This window comes from Rudaea cellulosilytica DSM 22992, assembly GCF_000378125.1.
Lineage (GTDB): Bacteria > Pseudomonadota > Gammaproteobacteria > Xanthomonadales > Rhodanobacteraceae > Rudaea > Rudaea cellulosilytica.
Map to the genome: position 1 here is coordinate 1 of NZ_KB899242.1, position 24,047 is coordinate 24,047.

6 protein-coding genes and 1 pseudogene are annotated in these 24,047 nt (G+C 58.5%); 6 read left to right on the forward strand and 1 reads right to left on the reverse strand.

Going from position 1 to position 24,047, the window contains the following annotated elements; all coding sequences use genetic code 11:
• The first annotated feature begins 72 nt into the window (after nt 1-72).
• From F455_RS0109860 to F455_RS0109865, 3 genes are all read left to right on the forward strand, one after another.
• On the forward strand, nt 73-11,172 hold the full coding sequence (locus F455_RS0109860; RefSeq protein ID WP_245539981.1) for an IPT/TIG domain-containing protein: 11,100 nt from the start codon (nt 73-75) through the stop codon (nt 11,170-11,172).
• Nucleotides 11,173-11,194: 22 nt separating this feature from the next.
• On the forward strand, nt 11,195-11,749 hold the full coding sequence (locus F455_RS22930) for a hypothetical protein (protein ID WP_157578707.1): 555 nt from the start codon (nt 11,195-11,197) through the stop codon (nt 11,747-11,749).
• A 137-nt stretch (nt 11,750-11,886) separates the two neighbouring features.
• Nucleotides 11,887-12,291, forward strand: coding sequence for a hypothetical protein (locus tag F455_RS0109865; RefSeq protein WP_018973124.1), 405 nt, complete (start codon nt 11,887-11,889; stop codon nt 12,289-12,291).
• Nucleotides 12,292-12,813: 522 nt separating this feature from the next.
• On the opposite strand, the gene F455_RS23450 is transcribed toward F455_RS0109865, so the two are convergent.
• Nucleotides 12,814-13,110 carry a hypothetical protein gene (locus F455_RS23450; protein WP_018973125.1) on the reverse strand — a complete coding sequence of 99 codons (297 nt, stop codon included), beginning with the start codon at nt 13,108-13,110 and terminating at the stop codon, nt 12,814-12,816.
• Between F455_RS23450 and F455_RS22460 the strand changes: the two genes are divergently transcribed.
• The 3 genes and pseudogenes from F455_RS22460 to prpD all read left to right on the forward strand — a co-directional run.
• Nucleotides 13,103-23,143 carry an IPT/TIG domain-containing protein gene (locus F455_RS22460; protein ID WP_245539982.1) on the forward strand — a complete coding sequence of 3,347 codons (10,041 nt, stop codon included), beginning with the start codon at nt 13,103-13,105 and terminating at the stop codon, nt 23,141-23,143. The two genes, F455_RS23450 and F455_RS22460, sit on opposite strands and share 8 nt — an antisense overlap.
• Nucleotides 23,144-23,151: 8 nt before the next feature.
• Complete coding sequence (locus F455_RS0109940; protein ID WP_026293255.1) at nt 23,152-23,598, forward strand: DUF4265 domain-containing protein; 447 nt, start codon at nt 23,152-23,154, stop codon at nt 23,596-23,598.
• 219 nt (nt 23,599-23,817) lie between these two features.
• Nucleotides 23,818-23,997 (forward strand): annotated as a pseudogene (gene prpD, locus F455_RS23585) (2-methylcitrate dehydratase); the annotation flags it as partial.
• Nucleotides 23,998-24,047: the final 50 nt, after the last annotated feature.

Sequence of the window (24,047 nt, forward strand, 5' to 3'; positions counted from 1 at the left end):
GCGTTTTCGGTCACTGTGCCGGTGCCGACGATCACGGGCTTCAGTCCATCGATCGGTCCGGTGGGCACGTCGGTGACCATCACGGGAACCAATTTCAGCGCGACCGCAGCCAACAATGTGGTGAAGTTCAATGGCACCGCAGCCGCGGTGACGGCGGCGAGCGCGACGAGTTTGACGGCCACGGTGCCGAGCGGAGCAACAAGCGGCAAGATCTCCGTTACGGTCAGCAGCTCGCAATCGGGTATCAACAGCCAGACAGCGACGAGCGCGGCCGACTACACAGTGGGTTATCCGCCAGTGACGATCAGCGGATTTTCGCCAACGAGCGGTCCATTCGGAACGACGGTCGTCGTCAGCGGCAGCAACTTCGGTGCGAGCCAAGGCATCGGCAACCTTCAGCTCAACGGCGTGATGATATCGCCAACGAGTTGGTCGGACACCTCGATCACCTTCACCGTGCCTGATGGCGCAACGGATGGACCGATCACGGTAGTCGCTGCGACCCGGCAAAGCGCCACCACTGCCACCCCATTCACGATCACCAATCCGCCGCCGGTGATCACGGGATTCACGCCGGTCAGCGGTCAAGTGGGCGATACGGTGACTATCACCGGCACCGGCTTCAGCTCGGCGAACCTTTCCAACATCGTGAAGTTCAACGGCATAGCGGCGATGGTGGTGGGGGCGAGCGCGACGAGCCTGACCGTGACGGTGCCGACCGCCGCAACAAGCGGCAAGCTGTCCGTGACCGTGAATGGCAAAACCGGCACGAGTGCGAGTGACTTCACCGTGGTTCCTACGCCGATCATCACCAGCATCACGCCTTCCAGCGGTCCGATGAATTCCGTTGTCACCATCGATGGTTACAACTTCGATCCCGTATTGGCGAACAATGCTGTTTCGATCAACGGCGTACAGCAGTCGTTGTTCTATGCCTCCCCGACCAAGCTGCGCTTTCAAATCGTGCACGGCACGACCACCGGGCCGATCGTAATCTACCGTGCAGGCCCGCCAGTGATTTCGGTTGTCGGCCCTACATTCACTCTCACGAATCCTCCGACGATCGCTCAGATTTCGCCGGTCAGCAGCCCAGCGATTACCCCAGTCGTAATTTACGGCGCGAACTTCGATGATTCGTCTACCGATGCGAATACCGTCACGTTCAACGGCATCGCTGCCCCCGTTACTCAGGCCAGCGCCACTCAATTAAGTGTATGGGTCCCGTCGCAGGCGACAACGGGTCAAGTCGTTATTACCAACAAGAACGGAACGAGCACTTCGGTCCCGGCGAGTAATGTCGCATCGGCACGCATGGGTGCATCAGCCTCTGCGTCGACGACTTTCGGCGCTGCATTCGGTACGAGCGGTGCGATCGACGGCGATATCGCTGGAACGTTGTGGAGCAACGGAGGAGGCTGGAGCGATGGCACATTCCAGTCATTCCCCGACTGGCTGCAGGTGAATTTCTCGACCGCACAGCGAATCAACGACGTCATCGTCTATACCTTGGGCGACAACTATTCGTCAGGCGTCGACCCCACCGATTCCACCGCGTTTACTCAGTATGGGCTGACCGCATTCGATGTCCAGGTGCTGCAGGATTCGACGTGGACCACGGTGGCGAGTATTACCGGCAACAATTTGGTGAAGCGGCGCGTGGTATTCATGCCGGTGACGACCACGGCGGTGCGTGTGGTCGGCAACGCAAGTGCGGATGGCAACTACAGCCGCATCGTCGAAGTCGAAGCGCATTACGATCCGAGCAACTTCATCGTCGGTCCCGTACCGACGGCCAGCATCACGGATTTCACCCCAAAGCAGGGAGGTCCGGGCACCCAAGTGACGATCACGGGCCAGTATTTTGGCAGCGATCCCCTGGGCATCGGCAATGTGCGTTTTTTCAATGGCCAGGCGGGAGGTCAACCCGCTCAGATTTTGAGTTGGAGCGACACGTCGATTGTCGCGGTTGTGCCATTGGGCTCGAGGGATGGTCCCATCAGCGTTGGAACCCCGTCTCGCGATCTGGCGACAAGTGCAGCGAGCTTCGACTACGTTCCCCCACCGGTGACGATCGATAGCTTGTCACCATCGCAAGGGCAAGTCGTATTCACGAACGTCACCATCAGCGGTTCGGGATTTAGTGCGGTCGCCAGTGAAAACAAAGTAACGTTCACCGGCGGGGTAGACGGTGAGATCATTCAAGCTGACTACGCCTCGTTGGTTGTCCGGGTGCCGGAAGGCGCGCAAACCGGCCCGATCATCGTGGCCGTGACCATCGACGGTGCGACGCAAACCGCAACGTCGCCTGCATTCACCGTCCTGCCGACGGTCTCGCTGGATGCGCAACTGGTAAGCCAATCGCCGTTCGGCCAGCCGGGAGGAGGAAGTCCTCCGACGTGGGATCCGGGTCTGAGAGTAGCACTTAGCGTGACGATGACGAATACCGGGCTGACGTCCTGGAGTCAGGCGCAAAACATTCGCTTAGGAGAGCTCGACGGCGCGGGTTGGGTACCCGGTGGACGGGTGAACCTTCCGAATTCGAATCCGGTCTCGATCGGAGACTCCGTGACGTTCACCGCTGTCATAGTGTTGCCCTCGACGCCGGGCACCTACGTTGCCAGTTGGCAAATGGTGCAGGATTCTCCCGACGGCTCGTCTGCGACCCGTTTCGGTCCTGTCGTATCGGGGTGGATTTACGTAGGGTCTCAGGCTCCTCAAAGGCCAACTTGCGTAACTCAATTGCTCCCATCGGAGGCCCCGTCGTCGGGAGATGCGAAGCTTCGTTGGGACGCTCCGGCCAGAGGCACGGCACCAGACAACTATCGCATTGCCATCAGTGAAGATGGTGCGGGGTGGCGCGTCATCGATGGCGTGCCGGCAACGTCGCTTAGCTGGTCCTCTACGTCCACTGGGCAACCTCACTACTATGCTGTGGCGGCCTGTGAGAAAACGCCCGGAATATGCAGTGATTATGTGCAGGCACAAACCCAAGTGCCTGGTTGCACTCCTCCAGCAGTTCCTCCCAATGCCCCCGCGTTGTTGACGGTCTTGCCGCCTGACAGTGGGTCGAGCGTGATCGGGTTGACTTGGGTTCCCAGCAGCACGGGTCCGCAGCCTTCGTACTATGTCCTGCAGGTATCAACTTCTCCGACCGGTCCCTGGACCGTGGCGAACAGCTACATATCGGCGACTGAGACCAGCACGACCTATACGGCGCAGGCGAGCGGGACGTACTATTTTGGCATTGCTGCATGCAATGACGTGGGGTGTAGCGACTACACACCCAGTGCTGCTGTCACAGTAACGGTGGCTGCTCCCACCAGTCCCGCGACTCCAACACCACCCACATTGGCCACCGCACCGTCTGCGGACACAGTGTCCGATAGCGTCGGATCGACGACAGGTCAGTTCGCCGTCGATGCCAGCGGCAACGCGAGCTATCACATCCCGATCTACACGCCACGCGGCGTCGGCGGACTTACGCCAGGATTGGCGATCTCCTATAACAGCGGCGGTGGCGAAGGCGCCTTGGGCGTCGGTTGGCAACTGGAAGGCGAGTCTTCGATCTCGATCTGCCGTAAGACGCAGGAACACGGCGATGGCCTCGGCGTGAGCGAGTTAGCGTACACGCAGCCCGCGAAGGCGGCGTACTGTTTGGACGGGCAGCGCCTGATCCTGATGTCCGGCAACAATGGCCAGGCCGGAGCGCTGTATCGCACGGAGAACGATCTCTTCGCGCGTGTGAAGATCGAGCTCGCCGATACGATAAACGGATCTTCGGCTTCGAATTACTCAGTGCCAACGACATGGCTCGTCCAGAACAAGGACGGGTCTTCGCATCGTTACGGCGGCACGGATACGGACTCCGCCAGTGGCTTGCACCTTGCGCAACTGGCGTGGAAGCGCTCGGTGGATAACGCGATCTTCACCAAATCCTGGTATCGCTACGAGATCAAGGACACCAACGGCAACGCGATTCGTTACAACTACGCGAACATGGCGACCGCGCAGGCCGCTTGGGTAGCCTTGAGTTCCGTGACGTACAGCGGCGGCACAATCACGTTCAGCAACCGGTTGCCCGCCAGTTCGGGAAACTGCAGCTTCGGTCAGCCGATCAGTTACCAGGGCGGCATCCCGGTGCAGCGCCGAACGATGCTCGGCGCAAACGCAATCCAGTCCGGAAGTGCCCCTGCGTATTGCGATGCCGCAAGTGCGGCAGGCGACATCACGGTCAGTAGCGGCGGCACGGTGCTGCGCAATTACAAGTTGACTTACCAGCATGCGGTCAACAATCCGATGCAGTTGCAACTGACTGGCGTCCAGGAGTGCGACAACTCCTCAACGCAAGTCTGCTACGCGCCGACAAAATTTGATTGGGCCGATGCAAGCGCATGGAGCGCCTCGGCGATCAATCCGGGTACCCCGCCGGTAATCAATGGCACCAGTCAGCGGAAATTCTTTTATCAGAACCCAAGCGGCATGCGCTTCGGCGACGTGAACGGCGACGGCCGCGCCGACGCCGTGTTCCTGATCGACTACGGTACCCACCGGCATATGGGGTTCCGCATCGGCTTCTCCGATCCATCGAAGGGATCGTATGACGGCATTGGTGGCGGCTTCTCCTCCTTTTTCGATGAAGACACCTCGTTCGGCAACATTCCGAACAGCAACTGTGCCAGCGATTCGGATTCCGGCACGCCGCGGAACAACTACACCTGTCCGCAGTTCTACAAGTTCCTCGACCCAGCCGGCAGTTTCCAGTTGCTGGATTTCAATGGTGACGGCAAGGACGACCTGATCCTGCTCGAGGCCACCAACGGCGACTACACCGACGATCCGCGGCCGGATCAATTCCGTTGGGTCGTCTGGTTGAGCGACGGCACCAAGTTCGCGTCCAAGATCTCTGGCATCAACGCCGTGCCGTTTACGAACTTCAATAACGGTGCATACCATTCCGTCGACAACGGCGCGAGCTGTCCCACTGCGCCTTGCGACATGCCGCTGGCCAAGGCGCTCAACTACGACGAGCATTCCCATTCCGGGCGAATGCATGTCGCCGACGTGGACGGCGACGGATTGCCCGACGCCTTCGTGCTCAACGATCAGAGCGCCTCGGTCTGGCTGCTCAAGCCCAATACCACAGGCCAGCAGTGCCAGGCCAAGATGCGCGATACGAATGGTACGGTGAACACCATCCAGGTCGCTTGCCCTTATCTGTTTCAGGGGCCGTACAACGTGGTCATCGATGTGCCGCAGGGTGCGGCGCCGTGTCCAATCGGCGACTTCACCGCGCAGGAACTGCGCGTGGCGGATTTCAACGGCGATGGCAGGGCAGACATCCTGCTCAAGCAGAACAGCGCCTGTGCTGCGCCGAACAATCCGTCGGCGAGCAATGAGTACTTGCAGATATTCACCGCGATCGGCATCGGGACGGACGGCGCTTACCATTTCGCGCCGGGCTACGCGTGGCCGACGTCGTTCACGGATCCGACCGGCTACAACCATCGCGAATTGTTTCAGATCGTGGACATCAACGGTGACGGCTTGCCCGATGTGGCTTTCTCGCGTGGTGGCAGTAACGATGCGGCCGTCGACGATTCTGGCGGATGGGTCTATCAGCTCAATACTGGCGACGGTAGCTTCACGTCGCCGGCTTGCACGGTTATCGACAGCACCGCCGTCGGCGGCTGTAAGTTCTTAAGTGGTCCCTACGAAGTCCAGTTTGGCGACTACGACGGCGACGGCAAAGCCGATTTGATCGTGCCGCAGTACCGTTGTAATGGCGGGGCACCGTTCTGTGCCAACCTCCTTGTCTACCTCTGGCAGGACAGCGCCAATGGCGGCCAGGGTGGCTTTTCCCAGCAACCCGTCATCACTCCATTCCTGTCGCCAGACATCGGTTCGGATACGAAGAGGCTGTTCTCCTATCTGGCCGACGTGGATGGCGACGGATACCCTGATCAGTTGTCGACCAATCCCACGGGTGATGATGCCAATGGACTGAGCAGCTACAGTTACCTGAACACTGGTTTGAACCACGGGGGCTGGCTGATCACGCGCTCGGCTTCGCATCACAAGCCACGCAACCTGATCACCTCGATCCAGTCCGGTCTGGGTGCGACAACGCAGTTGACCTACGGCCTGCTGACGTACTCTTCACTGTATTACCGCGAATACAGCAGCTACACGCTCGCCTCGGGTTATGGTGCGCCGGTGCAGGACACCTTTGCTCCGCGCTGGGTGGTGCAGTATGCCGAGAGCACGGCGCCGACCGAATTGGATTCAACCAAGCCACAGACCACGGGTCCCGGTGCGATGAGCACCATTCGTTACCGCTACGCGGGGCAGAAAATTCAGGGCGGCGGCCGCGGCTCGCTCGGATTCCACAAGGTCTACTCAACCGATGAGCAGACTGGCGTAACGACGGTCACGACGTACAACCAAGCCTATCCATTCACGGGTACGCCGATCGAAACGATGGCCTATCAAGACAGCCCCAGCGTCGATACGGATTGCGACGTTTCGGCCGGCGGCAATCCCGATGCTCAAGCGTGCATGAAATATGGCATACAGCCCGACGGCCTGTCGGGCAAGCCGATCCTGAGCGACAGCCGCGATACGTTCGCGGCCTACTGGCAGAACGGCAGCGACATCGCGCTTGCCACTGCGAGTACGGGCACGACGACCGGGCTGCCACTAACTACGCAGACTCCTCCGAAACCGCTTTTTGTGGCGCGTACCGGCTCGGCGCAGCTCAAGTACGGACTCGACAGTACGCTTCTCAGCGCCCAACAAAGCACGTTCACCTACACCGGCAACAACGGCATCGCCTATGGTGAACTGCAATCGAGCACAGTGACCGACTACGCGAGCGCAACGAGTGCGTTCGTTTTCTCCTCGCCGGTGCGCACGACGACAACCGCGCAGCAATATGGCCAGGACGATGAGAATAAGTGGTTCCTCGGCCGTCTCACGCAATCAACAACGACCGTGACAGGCAGCAACACCGACGGTGTCAGCAACGACACCATCTCGCGCACCTCGACCTTCGAGTACGACGCGACCACGGGCCAACTGATTGGTGAGCACCTGCAACAGGGCGCAGGCAAGTATCAGGAAGTCGACAAGTATCACTTCTACGACGGCTACGGTAACGAAATCGAAGTCGACACGTGCAGCAGCGTCGTCACCTGTTCCGCCTTGTCCACTGCCAAACTCTCGGCTTCGCTGGCAAGCTTCGTCTTCAAATCCGCCACCAACGATGCCTGGGTGCAGCGCTACGCGCGCTCGGACTTCAGCGCAACGAGTGCAACGGGTGGCGTCGATGGCGTCTACGCCAATGCAACCTACGCACCGTTCTCCGACGGCGGCAACGGCGCCAGCGAGGTGAAGACGCTGCAAGTCAACAGCCGTGACGCCTTTGGCACACCGAAGGACACCACCGACGCGCATGGCGTCGAAGTCAAAACCACGACGAATACGCTTGGCCGCACGTACTTCAGCGCCAGCAACACCGGCGCGGCGACGCAGACGATCTACCGTTGGTGCGACACCGGCCTGAACCCTTACGTCGCCGCCAACGTGTCGTTGGCAAACCAGGTGCCGTGCCCAAGCAACGCGGTGTACCGCGTACAGACCTACACCAGCATCGGCACGAGTGACGGCAGCAGCCGAAGCCCCGCCACGTGGACATACTACGACTCGCTCGGCCGCGTCGTGCTCAAGCTGCAGCAGGGTTTTGATGCGAGCCAGACGGTCGCGGTGGCGACGGCGTACGACAACCTCGGCCGCACCACGAAGACGACCGAGCCGTACTTCACCTACGATGCGACCTCCTCGCAGGTGGGACAGAACGCCGACACTACGTTGACGTCGAGTGGCGACTGCCTGGGCGCTCCGTTTTGCACGCGACAGTTCTACGACATCTTGGGAAGGGTGTTGCAGATCAATCATCCCAATGGTTCGGCGACGCGCACGACCTACACAGGGTTGAACGCCAAGGTGACTTCGCCCGCCAACGGTTCCAGCCAGATCGAGACGCGGCAGAAGACGCAGAATCACCTGGGCCAGGTGGTCACGGTCACCGACGCCAACGGCTCAACAGTGAGTAACGCCTACGATCCGTCCGGCAACGTGCTGTCGGTGACGCGCAGCGGTGGCGGCAGCAGCGCGATGAGCACGATGACCTACGACGTGCTCGGTCGCAAGACCGGCCTTATCGACCCGGACGCCGGCTCGTGGACCTACAGCTACAACGCACTGGGCGAACAGATCGCGAAGACGGGCTCGTCCGTCTGCACGACCACGCGCTACGACGGCCAAGGCCGCGCGTTCGTGCGCAACGACTACCCCAATGCCACCTGCAGCGGCACGGCGGAAACGACTGCGAGCTGGACCTACGATAGTAGCGCCGCGAAGGCCGGCCTTCTCCAGACCGCAACGGGCATCGACAACGGCCTCACCGAAATACAAACCCCATCCTATGACGGTTTCGGCCGCGTCAGCAGTGTGGCCACCACGCTGGGTGCGATGCACTACATGCAGAAGACGACGTACGACGAATACGGCCGCGGTTTCCAGGGGTTCTTCTCGGGCGACGGTATCGCAGAGACGGGCGAGCTGGCGGTGTACAACGCGCTGGGCTATCCGTACCAGACGCGCGACGGCGAGAACGGCACGCAAGGCACGATCTATCAGGAAGTATCCTCGATGGATGCGCGCGGCCACGTCACCGCCGAGCTGCGCGCGGACGGGCACCTGTCCACAAACCGCAGTTACGACAACGCCATGGGCTGGCTGACAAAGATCGCCAGTAGCCAGACCCTGGCGGCCTCGTCCAGCCCCGCCGCGATCCAGAACCTCGTCTACCAGTACGACGCGCTCGGCAACGTGGTGCTACGCAAGGATCAAAGTCCAAACACGAGTACGAATGAGTACGCGTGTTACGACAAGCTGCAGCGGCTGACGTGGCAAGGCAATACGGCCTTGGCCACGCCCACATCCGGCTGCCCGGTGAGTCCGACCAGTCCGACGCCCTTGCCGGCTTCGGTGGGCACCGCGCCGATCACGATGAGCGCGGATGCGCGTCAGGCGCTATATCCCGCTCCGCTGATGCCGGCCAGCGCCACGGCACTGGCCAACGGCGTAGGCACGCAAAACAGCTATGACGCATTCGGCAACATCACCTCGAATGGCCAGTTCGGCTATGTGTATCAGAACTACACTAATAGCGCCGTGTGCACGAGCTTGGGCGGCGTGAGCACCGCCGGCGTCGATGCAGTGACCCAAGCCAACGGCCTGACGTACTGCTACGACGCCCGAGGCAATCAGATCGCAAGCATCGACAGCGCGGGCAACGCACAGCGCACGGCAACATACACGAGCTACGACGCGCTACGCACGGCATCGTCGAATACGAGCGCGCACACCACGCGCTGGACCTACGGCATTGGCCGCGAGCGAGCGGTGCGTGAAGACGCCACCGACGCCGTGCCGACAGCCGCGGCATCGAGCGTGACGCACTTCCTTGGGAATGCCGAAATCAGCCTCAACCCAACGACGAAGAATGCGGCAATCCAGGTCAAGCGCTATCTCGGTGGGCTGATCCTCACCCAGACGATTGGTAGTAGCACGAGCGCGAACTATCTTTTCACGGACAACCTCGGCTCCACGCATCGCATCACCGATGCGAATGGCATTGCACTGAGTGGTGCCGGATCGTCGCAGGCGTACACGGCGTTCGGATCACGAGCTACTGCGAGCAACGGCATCTATGCAGCGCTGGACTTCAACGGCAGTGCGGATTTCGACACCAGTGCGACGCACCACGGCTATACCGGGCACGAGATGCTGGATGAGGTGGGCCTGATCCACATGAATGGGCGCGTGTACGACGCTGCGTTACAACGCTTCGTCCAAGCCGATCCGTTTGTGCAGGATGCGGGGAATCTGCAAAGCCTCAACCGGTACAGCTACGTTCTCAACAATCCGCTGGCGACGACCGATCCGACTGGATATTGGGGACATAGGCAGCAGGGGTATCTGCGTACGGCAGGAGCAATTGCGATCACGATTGCTAGCTACGGCTGGGCATCGAGTGTGGTGGGCGTGACCGAGGGTCAAACGTTCGCAGCGGCGTTCACTGCGGCCGGAAGCGGTACGCAAGTCGCGGCTGTGTCAATCATCGTGGCGGGCGGCGCCACGGCGGGTTACGTGCAAACCGGCAACGCCAGAGGGGCCGTACTGGGTGGGTTGGAGGCCGGCCTGGATTTTGGCATTGGCCAGGCGATCCCGTACGCAAGCAACATGGCAGGCAACGTCGCAGCGCACGCAGCGCTGGGCGGCGTTATGGCCGTGCTGCAAGGAGGCAAATTCGGACACGGGTTTATCAGTGCCGGATTGAGTGCGGAGATCAATCCGAATCTGCCACCAGCAGACATCGTTCCGGGCACGATTCGGGCGGCGGTCATTGGCGGTACGATCTCGGAAGTGACGGGTGGGAAGTTTGCCAATGGAGCGCTGAGTGCAGCGTTTGAGTTTGCATTCAATCAGATGATGTCAGGTCCGAGCAAGAACAACCTGTCGTATAGTCAAGATGGGCCGCCTCCTGATGCGGGAGTCACGACATTTGCGCTAGATGCCCAGCTCTCTACCGATGGTAGTGGTGGGTTCGAAGACGTTCCAACGGCGGCAGAAATATGCGCCGCTGCCCTAACCATTGCGAATAAGGGGCTAGATGCTGTAGCCAGAGCAAAAAACAAATGGGACGTACTCCTTAATGCAGCGTCCGGTACCTACGTGCCAGCGTCAATATTGGGTGCGATTGGGGTAAGAGAAAGTGGCTTTCAAACTATCAACGAAGTAGGAGGAGGGCATGGCATGGGGGTATTCCAAATGACTGATCAGCCTGGCGTTGGTGCCGCTCAGGCAAATGACTTGGCTTTTGCGGCAAGGTATGCCGCGCATGATCTGCTAGGTCCAAATTTGGAATTTTTATCCAAAAAATTCCCTGAGTTCACCTACGGCAACCTCATGCAGGCCACCGCCGCATCCTACAATATGAGTCCTTATAAAAAGGGGAATTTCTCTGGCAATCCCGAGAAGATAGACTCAGGAACTACCGGGAACAATTATGGAAGTAATATTATAGGTTTGATGGCGTGCTTCAGATAACCTCAGATTTCGTATTTCAATCATGAAAAAAAGCATCTTGAGACTAGCTGTATTTCTCTTTATGGGCATCACGTCAGCATCTGCATGCCAAGCTTCGTCAACAGAAAAGGTAGGCGGCTGTGATATTGAGAAATCTGTACGTAATTTTTTACGTCAGTATCTTATAGATGCTCCTCCCCAAGTCCGTCAGGGTGCATTGTTTGCCTTTTCATCTGTAAAATCGGAAAGTGGTTTCATACAAGAGGTGATAGTCTATGTAAGTGGAAAAGGCTGGTGCGGAAGTGGAGGATGCAATCTGATTATTCTTGCGCCCCAAAAAGACGGATACACCGTAATTGGCGAATCGGGAATTGTGAAGCTGCCGATAAGGCTGCTGAGCGAGAAAACGAATGGTCTCCCCAATATTGGTGTATGGGTTCAAGGTGGTGGTGTTTTAAATGGCTATGAGGTCGCTCTACCATTCGACGGGAAGCGTTACGCTAGCAACCCAACTATTCCTCCAGCTAAGCCAGTGCCCGCCAACTCTAAAGGACGCGTGCTCATTGAAAAAGATCAAGTAGGAAAGCCTGTGTATTAAACGAATCCCTGTCCGGGCGCGGAAAAGGATTCGTGCGAAAGGGCCAGGTCTTTATGAACAATCACAATTAGTATGCGAAAGACAACTGGCGCGGCATTACGGTCGTTGCGATAGACAGTCAGGTTTGGAAGGTTGCTATGAAAAAGTTCACCACAATTCGTCTCGCATTCCCGGTGTTGCTTGCTCTTTGCGCAGCGACGGCGCACGCCGATTCGAACAAGCCTGACAAACCCGATCCGCTCACCTTTACCGGCACGATCGGCATCGCCACCGTGGAAAACAACCAGCGAAACTCCAAGCACCCCTCCATGCTGGTGCTGACGATGCTCAACGCCAACGGTGATCGAATCAAGTTCTGTAACACCGCGCTAATGCCTTGGAATCTCGCCATCGCGACCACGAACGGCAAGGCGACCTCGTTCCAGAACGCCGTCGACCACGGTAAAGCCACGAAAACCAAGCTCATCGCCGTCGCCTCCGAAGACACCACCGACTCCGACGGCATGTACTGCGGTATCAAATCCCTTACTGCGGCGCCGTAGTGAAGTGTCGCATTGCAAGGGCATGGTGCGGCTTCTCTAGGAAATGAAAGAGGCAAAGGCGTATCTCGCATTCATGCCTATTGCCCCAGGTTTACAAATCGCGCTGAGAACGTGCAGTTGCCTGTTATGGGGGTTCGTCAGATGCACGCGCCTACTCGGATCCGACTACGACGCGCCACGTCCAACGGAAGTGTGGCGATGTTTTTCTTCCGACCTGAGATTCTATTAACTTGCAACAAAGTATTGACAACGTTAATTCTGATTCCCTACATTAACTGTTCATTCAGGAAATAATTTTTTGGGGTAATGCGATGGGAATGCAGCATGGACGCGCCCTCGCCGCAAAGGTGGTTCCCACGGATGTTGTTTATTCCCCTTCGGGGCAAGCCCCTTGCCCAAACCGCCGACACGATCGTCAGCTAGGTCACATTGGCCAACGAAGTCGTCGCCATGGTTTCCGGAATGCATCACGTGCGGACTATGACAAGCCCGCGACGTACTCGCTGCCGGATAGCGTGGTAGTCAAGAACCGCGCTCCTCGAATTCCAAATTCAAAACTGCCCGGGCCAATGACGCCCGAAGGGTCGTCATCGACGGCCTTTTTTGTCTGTCCAAAATAATCGAAAACAAGGAACCGCAGATGCTTAGTCGGATGATGGCGATGTCTGCAATGAAACGTGGAAGTGCCAAGGAGCGGGTAGCCGCGTGGCTGCGTTGGATGGGAGTGGCGATGCTCCTGATGTGCATGCCCGCCTGGGCAGCACCGACAATCACCAGCATCAGTCCGACCAGCGGCGTCGTCGGGACGACGGTGACCATCAATGGAGCCAATTACAGTGTGACGGCGGCCAATAACACGGTCACCTTCAACGGCACCGCGGCGACGGTCGCGACTGCTACGAACACCAAGCTCACCGCTGCGGTTCCGGCGGGTGCGACCAGCGGGGCGGTGAAGGTAACCGTGAACGGGGTGACCGCCACCGGCCCGACGTTCACCGTGCAAGTCCCCCAGCCGACGATTACTGGATTCAGTCCAACCAGCGGGCCGGCCGGCACGCCGGTGACGATCAGCGGCACCAATTTTTCGACCACGCTGGCGAACAACCGTGTGTATTTCACCGGCCATACCTCAGGGACTCAGGACCAGATAGCAACAGTCACGGCGGCAACAGCGACGAGTCTGACGGTCACCGTTCCGTCCGGCTATGCCGTCAGCGGCCTGCTAAAGGTCTCGGTGGTGGGCGTGGGCGCGGTCACAAGCTCAACTCCGTTCACTGTGACGGTGCCTGTGCCGACGATCACGAGCTTCAGTCCGACGTTTGGCCCGGAAGGCACGACGGTGACGATCGCGGGCACCAATTTCGACAGTAACACCCTCGCCAACAACGCGGTGACGTTCAACGGCACGGCGGCCACCGTGACGGCGGCGACATCGACAAGCCTGACGACGACGGTGCCGAGCGGAGCGACGAGCGGGATGATTGCCGTGACGGTGAGTAGCGCCTGGACCGACATCGCCAGCCAGACCGCCACGAGCGCGAGCAACTACACGGTCGGCTATCCGCCGGTGACGATCACAGGCTTCACGCCGACCAGCGGCCCGGTAGGAACCAGCGTGACGATCAACGGCACGAACTTCGGCGCGAGCAAAGGCAACGGCAGTCTCCAGCTCAACGGAAATGTTGTCAGCACGATAACGAGCTGGAGCGATACACAGATCGTCGCTACGATCCCGCCAAGTGGGACCAGCGGTCCGTTTTCTGTGGTAAGTGGTGTGTCGCTTCAGACTGGGACGAGCAGCGGCTCGTTCACGGTGACGCCGAATGCACCGACGATCACCGGCATCAGCCCGACCAGCGGTGTAGTTGGAGCCACAGTCACGATCACGGGCACGAATTTCAGCACGACGGCGGCCAACAATCAGGTGTCGTTCAACGGCACGGCGGCGACGGTCACGTCGGCGACGTCAACCAGCTTGACGACGACAGTGCCGTCTGGAGCGACTACTGGTGCGGTGCAAGTAACTGTGAACGGGATGACGGCAACCGGTCCGAATTTCAGCGTGCTTGCCCCCTCACCGACGATCGCGGGTTTTAGTCCTGCCAGCGGACCGCCCGGTACGACCGTCGTGATCAGCGGCACCAATTTTTCGCCCACGTCGGCGAATGACCGGGTGTATTTCACCGGCCATATCTCGGGAACTCAGGATCAAGTGGCAACAATCACGGCAGCGACGGCAACGAGCCTGACCGTCACCGTCCCGGCGAATGTGATCAGCGGTCCGCTGAAAGTTTCCGTCACGGGGGCGGCAGCATCGGTGACGAGCTCATCGTCCTTCACCGTAACCGTGCCGATGCCGACGATTTCGAGCTTCAGTCCGCAGATTGGGCCGGTGGGCACCACGGTGACGATCACCGGAACCAATTTCGACGACACGACCCTGGCCAACAACGCGGTGACGTTCAACGGCACGGCGGCCACCGTGACGGCGGCGACGTCGATAAGCCTCACGACGACCGTGCCGAGCGGAGCGACGAGCGGCAAGATCGCGGTAACGGTGAGCAGCGCGTGGGCGGGTGTCTCCAGCCAGACCGCCACAAGTTCGAGCGACTACACGGTGGGCTATCCGCCGGTGACGATCACAGGGTTCACGCCGACCAACGGTCCGGTAGGAACCAGCGTGACGATCAACGGTACGAACTTCGGTGCCAGCAAAGGCATCGGCAATCTCCAGCTCAACGGAAATGTTGTCAGCACGATAACGAGTTGGAGCGATACGCAAATCGTCGCGACGATCCCGCCAAGTGGAAGCAGTGGTCCGTTTTCTGTGGTAAGTGGCGTGTCGCTTCAGACCGGGACGAGCAGCGGCTCGTTCACGGTGACGCCGAGTCCACCGACGATCACCGACATCAGCCCGACCAGTGGTGTAGTGGGAGCTACAGTCACAATCACGGGCACGAATTTCAGCACGACGGCGGCCAACAATCAGGTGTCGTTCAACGGCACGGCGGCAACGGTCACGTCGGCGACGTCAACCACCTTGACGACGACGGTGCCGTCCGGAGCGACGACGGGCGCAGTAACGGCGCTGGTAAATGGAATGACGGCGACCGGACCGAGCTTTACCGTACAAGCTCCCGCGCCGACGATCAGCGGATTCAGTCCAACCAGCGGGCCGGCCGGCACGACGGTAGTGATCAGCGGCAACAATTTCTCGCCCACGCTGGCGAACGACCGGGTGTATTTCACCGGCCATATCTCGGGGACTCAAGACCAGATAGCAACAATCACGGCGGCGACAGCGACGAGTCTGACAGTCATGGTTCCCTCCGGCTATGCCGTCAGCGGTCTGCTAAAGGTCTCCGTGCCGGGCGTGGGCGCGATCACGAGCTCAACTCCGTTCACGGTGACGGTGCCGGTGCCGACGATCACGGGCTTCAGTCCGCAGATTGGTCCGGAAGGCACGACGGTGACCATCGCGGGCACCAATTTCGACGGCAACACCCTCGCCAACAACGCGGTGACGTTCAATGGCACAGCTGCCACCGTGACGGCCGCGACATCGACCAGCCTGACGACGACGGTGCCGAGCGGAGCGACGGACGGCAAGATTGCCGTGACAGTGAGCAGCGCCTGGACCGACATCGCCAGCCAGACCGCCACGAGTTCGGACGACTACACGGTGGGCTATCCGCCGATGACGATCACAGACTTCGCGCCTCCGAGCGGTCCGCAGGGGACGAAGGTGACGATCAACGGCACGAACTTCGGCGCCAGCAAAGGCATCGGCAGTCTCCAGCTCAACGGGAATGTTGTCGGCATGATAACGAGCTGGAGCGACACGCAGATCGTCGCGACGATCCCGCCAAGTGGAACCAGTGGTCCGTTTTCTGTGGTAAGCGGTGTAACGCTTCAAAGCGTCACAGGCAGCGATTCCTTCTTGGTCACGCCACCGTGTGCGCTGTCAGATGTCGGCACGATCAACTGGGCGGCGGCGATCAACGGCGGCGTCGCGAGCAGTTCTAGCAGCCTGCCGAACTACCCGGCATCAACGATAAACGACTGCGGTCTGGACAGCGTCAATTGGGGACACAACGGTGGCTGGAACGACGCTACGTTGAACACGTTCCCCGACTGGGTCAGTGTGGCATTCGACACGCCCAAGACGATCAGCCGGGTTGCGTTGTACACGCTGCAGGACGCTTATGCGACCGGAGGCATCCCGACGGATTCGTCCACATTCACCCAGTACGGCATCACCAGTTTCGATGTGCAGACCTGGAGTGGTTCGGCCTGGAACACGGCTGCTTCGGTGACGGGAAACAACCTGGTCAAACGGGTGGTGAACATTGCACCGGTCACGACGAGCCAAGTGCGGGTGGTTGTCAACGATGCCCTCGCTGGCAATTCGCGCATCGTCGAATTGCAGGCGTGGGCGGGGGCGGATGTTCTGCCTGGCGCTCCGGTGCTTCAAATCAGCAAGGCTCGGGCAAACGGTGAGGTCTACATTTATTACATCGGTCCCGACACGACAGCGGGCCCGGTCGATTACTACAAGCTTTCCCGAGGGCCGAGCGCATCCGGGCCTTGGACTTCGCTCAATGCGAACATCGCTCCGGAAAGTGCCTCCTACGACGATATCGTGACGAGTACAGGCTCGTATTTTTACCAGGCGCAAGCGTGCAATTCGACCGGATGCGGTCCGACAACCACCAAGAAGGTTGACGTCACGATTACGCCATGCACGAGTTTGACCGTTACGCCGATAAACTTGTACTTCGGTCCCTATAGCGCGGGAGCGGCAAGCGTCAGCGTGCAAGCACCTTCCGATTGCGATTGGACCGCCGTCGCCACCAGTACCGACGACTGGCTGAGCATTACATCAGTCGCATCGGGAACAGGTAACGGTTCCATTACCGCGGCACCGATAAGCGACAACCCACTGAACCAATCGCGCTTCGCGGCAATCACGGTCTACGGTGGGATTTTGCAAGCCACGGTGGATGTGACGCAGTTCATGGCCGTGACGCCCATTGCTCCGACTAAGGTTCAAGTGAGCCAGGCGGATTCTGCGGTGTCAAACGTGCTCGTCGAATGGACGCCGGCTGAGGTTGGTCCACATACCAGTTTCTTCCGCCTGGCATACAAGCCGAGCACAGGTGGGGATTGGAATGTCCTGTCGGACAATCTCCCGTTGACACCCACGAGCAAGACTGTGCCGGTGAGCGCAGGCTCGTATATCTTTGGCGTGGCGGCGTGCAGTACGATCACGAATTGCAGCGCCTACACAACCTCGCCGTTCACCGTGACGGGGTCCCTTTCCCTTTGCGCCGGGTTGACCGTTAGTCCGAACCAATTGAATTTTGCCGCCAGCGACGCAGCGGCGCAAAACGTCGCTGTTACTGCTCCGCCGAATTGCGCTTGGAGCGTCAGCGGCTCCGACGTCAATGGGCCCACTTCATGGCTAACGGCGACTCCGGCTAGCGGCACAGGCAAAGGCTACGTCACCATTGCGCCGAGGGGCGACAACATTAGTTCGAACCCCCTCGCGGCGACGCTGAGTTTCAGCGGCAATGGAGTGACAGCCGCGGTAGGGGTTTTGCAAGCGGGCGCGCCAGTAACTGCTAACGGTGCGCCTGCAACACCGACGAGCGTTCTTACGCCAGCGACTACGGACGATCCGCTTTTCGTGGTGACTTGGACCCCCAATACCACTGGCCCGGCGCCCACCTACTACCAGCTCTACCAAGGCTCTTCTGCAAACGGGCCATGGCTGTTGATCGATGGCAATATTCCGACGACGCAAAGCAGCTATCTAGTTGAGTACTGGGATTCGGTCAATCCCCTCTATTTCAATCTCGTGGCTTGCAATGCTGTCGGATGCACGACAAGCGGAGCAAGCGGGGCAAGCGCGACAAGCAGACTGGTCGCAACCGCGGCGGCTACGAATAGCTCAAACACTTTCAACTTAGTTGGTACGGTAAGTAGCTCTGTATCCGTGGCCGGACAGATCATTTCGAGCCCGGGAGGAACTGTCTACCTTAGCAGCGGTAGTGGTGCATCTACCTCAGGTGCAGGAGGGCTGGAACAACTCTATGTCACGCAACTAAAGCCGACCTTCGGTATCGAACCACTTGGTGAGAATGCTTTTGGTGAACAAGTTGATCCGGTGTCAGGCAAGCTGAGCTTTCTGCAGAAAGATGTAGATTTCCGCGGTATCGGTCCAGACATCAAGATTTATCGCGGATTCGAGTTGGCAGACGCCAGCATGCCCTACACGAATACGGTAGCTTTCGCCGACTGGACGTTGGAACTACCTCGAATCACAGCCGCTATACCCGCGGGTACCTATTGGGGTGCGGAGCCAGCAGCGACTAACAATCTTCAATGGACGTACTACTGGCAGCGTTGCAGTCAATTCGAAGATGCCTCCAATATTTCGCAGGCGACAAGATTCCTGAACAAAGCCATCGCAACATGGCAGGGCGTTCAGATCGTAATTCCCGGCTCAGGTACTCAAGAAGTCATGTTGCGTGCCTCCGAAAACAATCTGCAACCCGACGCCGATGCGGCTTTAGGTCCAACGGGTGAAGCAATTACCTTTCCGCTCGTGACAACGGATCACTGGCAAATTAGTTGTTTGGCGAGCACGTCGAACGGGGCACCAGGCGAAGCTTTCTACGCCGTTTCCCCAGATGGCACAAAATACTGGTTCGATAACTTCGTCAACGGATTTTCCAGCGGAACTTATCGAGCTTCTTTGCTCGTGAGCAAAATTCAAGACCGGTTCGGCAACACCATCCAATTTACCTATTCCACACAGAACGGCAGCGCCTCGGACAATCCGATCTACAGTCTTCCGACGGAAATCAAGTCATCAGATGGCAGAGACGTCCTGATTAGCTATCAAACGACTTCTGAGGGTTGGAGTTTCGTCAAGTCGATCACTCTACAATCGTCGTCGACAAACCCGAGAACCTACAGCTATTCCTACAATACGACGTATCCGTATCGCCTGACCAAGGCGGCGTTACCCGATGCTTCGCAGTGGAGTTTTGATTTATCTGCGCTGGAAACTATTTGCGTAAATGGACGCCAATTACAGGCCTGGCCGGGTGGGAACTGCCTGACGAATGGAAGCGTTGACAACCGCATTTTCACGGGCTCCATCCAAGCGCCGTCAGGGTTAACCGGTACATTCAACGTCGAAAAACTCATTCGTGCCCACTATGGACAGATTACCCAATTCAACCCTACGGTAACGGCAACGTTTAGCGGCCTCTTTTTCGATCAGAACGCATCGGCATCCCACCGCAGACAGCGATTGTGGGAAATGCCGTCACTGGTAAGCAAGACGTACTCTGGCTCTGGGATTTCGGCCCAAACTTGGGGCTACGGCTATGCGCCCAGCCAACCGGAAGTGGTCGGCTGGTCGCAATCCTATGTGATCGGCTCAGACACCAGTTACAACGTCAACGGCATCACCATCCCGAATTTCACTGTGAGTCCGACGACCACGGTAACGACAACGTATCCGGACAATACGCAAAGCGTCGCCACGTTTGACAACCACTGGAATACCGTCACCGACGGCGATTTGCTGAGCGTCAGCAAGCTGGATGCTTCCGGCCATGTGGTTTCTACCTCCAGTTACGGATATGCGTCGCCGGATACCGGGCCATTCCCAAGCCAGGTCGGCAAGGATCCCGTCCTTTCTGCCAACTGGCAGAAGAATCAAATTTTGCACCCTCGACAAAGCGTTCAAACTCAACAGGACAACGATACGTATCATTGGAATGCCAACTCGTTCGATACGTACGGGCGGCCTGCCGGGACGACTCGAAGCAATTCGGTGGGTAGTGCGATATCCGAAACAACCGGCTACTACAACGACACCGCTCATTGGGTAGTCGGGCAGACTTCGTCGATCACCAATACCGCAACCAACGAGGTTGAACATAGCTACACCTATGATTCCGCCAGTGCGCTGCTCCTCAGCCGATCCAATTTCGGCAAACTGATCATGAGTTACGGTTGGGATACCCAAGGTTCGTTGCAGTCGTTCACGGACCCCAACAACAACACAACGAATCTGTCGAACTACAAGCTGGGTGTTCCTCAGCTTGTGCAGTTCCCAGACACCACGTCAATCAGCGACGTCGTCGACGACTTTGGCCAAGTCACGAGCGTGACTGATCAAGTTGGGGCCACGACAAAGTACCACTACGATGGGGTGGGTCGAGTCATTGGCATCGACTATCCGACCGGTGACACCATTGCCTGGAACGCGACAACCATCACTTATCAGACGTTGACTGATGGAAGTAGCAATCCGTATTGGCAGCGCACCGAAACGCGCGGCAACTCGTCAAAAATCACTTCGTACGATGCGCGCTGGCAGCCGATTCTGACCGTCGCCTCGGATACGACGAACCCGAATGGGGCGATCAGCCAGGCGATGGCCTACGACTGGCGCGGTTTGCTCACGTTCAAGTCCTACCCGCAGAATGATCCCTCGACGCCGCTCACGACAGGCCAGTCGACCGAGTACGACGCGCTCGGTCGCGTGGTGAAGCAGAAGCAGGACTCCGAACTCGGTGTGCTGACTACGAACACCGCCTATTTAAGCGGCGTGACCAGAAAGGTCACTGACCCGAATGCCAACGTCACCCTAATCTCCTATCAGGCTTACGACACGCCGAGTTACGACGCACCGCTCAGCATCACGCTGCCCGAAAGCGTCACCCAGACTATCGCGCGCGACCCCTACGGCAATCCGTTGTCGATCACACAGAGTGGCCCGATACCCGGGCAGGTGGCTCCTGTTACCGTTACACGGAGTTTTGCCTACGACGCCTACAAGCGCCTGTGCCGTCAGGACGATCCGGAGCGGGGTAGCGAACTGCGCGGCTACGATGCGGCGAATAACCTGGCGTGGAGCGCACAGGGCCAAAATGCCGCCGCGCTTGCGCCCGATGCCAACGGCTGCATTGCTAAGACCAGCGTGCCCGCGACCGCTTTGGTTACGCGCGCGTATGACGAAATGAACCGGGTTAAATCCATCGCCTACCCGAGCGGCACCGACAACGCGAGTTTCACGTACGACGGCCGTGGTGCGACTCAGACCGCAACTTCAGGCGTGACCATTTGGACCAACGTCTACAAAAAGCTCGGCGTACTCGAAAGCGAAACTCTCGCCGTCGACGGCAAGAGCTTTGCACTGGGCTACGAATACGACGCGAACGGCCACCCGAGCGGCATGACCTATCCGGGCGGCCAAAGCATCGACTACGCACCCGACGCCCTGGGTCGACCAACCCAGGCCGGCAGTTTCGCAAGCGCCGTCGGCTATTTCGCCGATGGCAAGGCGAGCAGCTTCACCTACGGCAACGGCATTGCCTATGCCGCGAACCAGAACGCCCGGCAGATCCTGAGCGGGCTGAGCTACAAGAATGGCAGCACCCTGTTTGATGAGGCCTATACGTTCGACAAGAACGCCAACATAACGGCGGTAATCGATCAAAGCTCCAACGCGCAACGCAGCAAGACCCTGGTCTACGATGGCCTCGACCGCCTCATCCGCGCGGGAGCAGCGCTGATGTGGAGCAACGAGTGCTACCAGTACGATGGCGTCAACAACCTACGCGCGATGACAACGGGCAGTACCGATGCCGCATGCACGAGTGGCGGACAGACACAAAGCTATGCCTACGACGGCAGCAATCGTCTGGGCACTTTCACCGACGCGAGCGGCAATAACACTTACGGCTATGATGTGCGCGGCAACGTTACCCAGAATCGCGATGGCGCCATCCTGTCGTTCGACCTAGCCAACCGGTTGATCGGCTACCAAAAGAGTAGTGCGCAGAACAGCTATCTCTACGACGCAAACGGGCGAAGAGTCAAAACGGTAAACGCTGGCGGCACGACGTACTCAGTGTATTCGAGTGCCGGCAAGCTGATGACCGAGCAAAGCCCAGCGGGCAGCACGGACTATGTCTACCTCAACGCGCAACTAATCGCTAAGCAGAGCCCGAACGGCACGACGTACCTGCATACCGACCATCTTGGTAGTCCGGTAGTGCAGAGCGACGCGCTGGGCAATGCCGCAAATCAGGTTGAGTACAAGCCATTTGGCACAGCTTGGTTTGGCGGAGCTACGTCCGGCATCGGCTTCACGGGGCACTACAACGACAGCGATACCGGGCTGACATACATGCAGGCGCGATATTACGATCCGATCGCGGCTCGATTCTTGAGTGTGGATCCGTTGGGGCAGAAAGCAGGATTCAACGTCTATGCCTATGTCTCGAATAATCCGTTGACGAGAACGGATCTGGATGGGCGGGAATCGCCGTGCGTTACAATGGGTTCGTCATGCGTGAATGAAGCTGGCGTAATGAGTAGCCTCAAAGCGGCTTGGGAGTCGCCAGTTGTCGGCACGGTTGTTTCGCCGATAGGGGCTGCGCAAGGAATTGCGGAAGCCTACGAAGCGCCGACGGTCTTGAATGTCACTGTAGCTGTGGTTGGGGCCGTGCCTGAAATTGGCGGCGTAGTTGCGAAAGCTATTAAAAATGTCGCTAAGTATGTACCAGGTGGTAAATTCTCAAAGGCGACGAAAGAGCTCGCGGCTGAGCGCGCTGGAAGAGCTTGCGAGTATTGCGGTAGGAAGACAACCCCCGCCCAAAAATCAGAGCGCGGAGTTTCACCACCGAAGAGTGAAGCACAAACTGATCATATCGATCCCCGATCGAAAGGTGGAACCAATTCACCCGACAACGCAGCTCATGCATGCCGAGAGTGTAATCAAAACATGTCTGATACTCTAAAGCCGAATCCGCGCGACGAATGAACTGTGCCATGACGATAGAACACAGAAAAATTATTTTTGAGCTTGAGCAAGACGCGGATGGCTATCCGCCAGTAAAACGCGAAGGTCTATGGGCAAAGCCACTGCTAAATGGAAATTTTGTTATCGACAACATTCCGTTCTATGTGGCAGGGATCAGCGCTGAGGATGAAATTGAGGCCGAGCGTATCGATGGAGAATTGCTTTTTAAGAAGCTATTGAAGCCTTCTGGAATTTCAACGTTCCGTCTTATTCTCACTGATCCCACGATCAACGCGACGGTACGAGCGCAGCTGGAGACTCTAGGATGCAAGTCTGAGTACAATGAGAGCATGGGGCTCGTTGCTGTCGAGATACCGAGCACTACCCCAATTCATCCATTTCTCGCCTACATTGCCGCGAAGAAAGAGGAAGGTGAGCTGGATTTTGAAGAGAGTGCGTTGAGACACAAGCTATAAAGATCATAGACACTCGCAGATCCGTGACGATTTCGTTTGGAACCGTATCGATCGCCCGGCCAGCGTCGAGGCGTGTGCAGACGGAAACGGTGACGGAGTGGAGAGCGGAGACCACAACGAATGCGAAGCCATTACCTTGAGCTCGCTTGATCGGAAGGCGCGGTTCGAGTGTCTTCGGTCATCACTAAGGCAGAGTAAGAACTCTCCTACGTCGAATATCCGATTGGCCACAAGCGCCGGCGCAAGGAAGGCATTCCGCTGCTTGAAGCGAAGTTTCGCACCAACCTTGCGCGGCGCTTTCCGATGAAGCAGCAACAGGCGATTCTCGACGTATCGCTCGACCAATCGAGACTCGAAGACATTCCCGTCAACGAATATGTCGATCTATACGTGATTTGAAGTTCAGGTCGAACGACAGATTCGTAGAGGGGGGTATCTATGCGCACAGA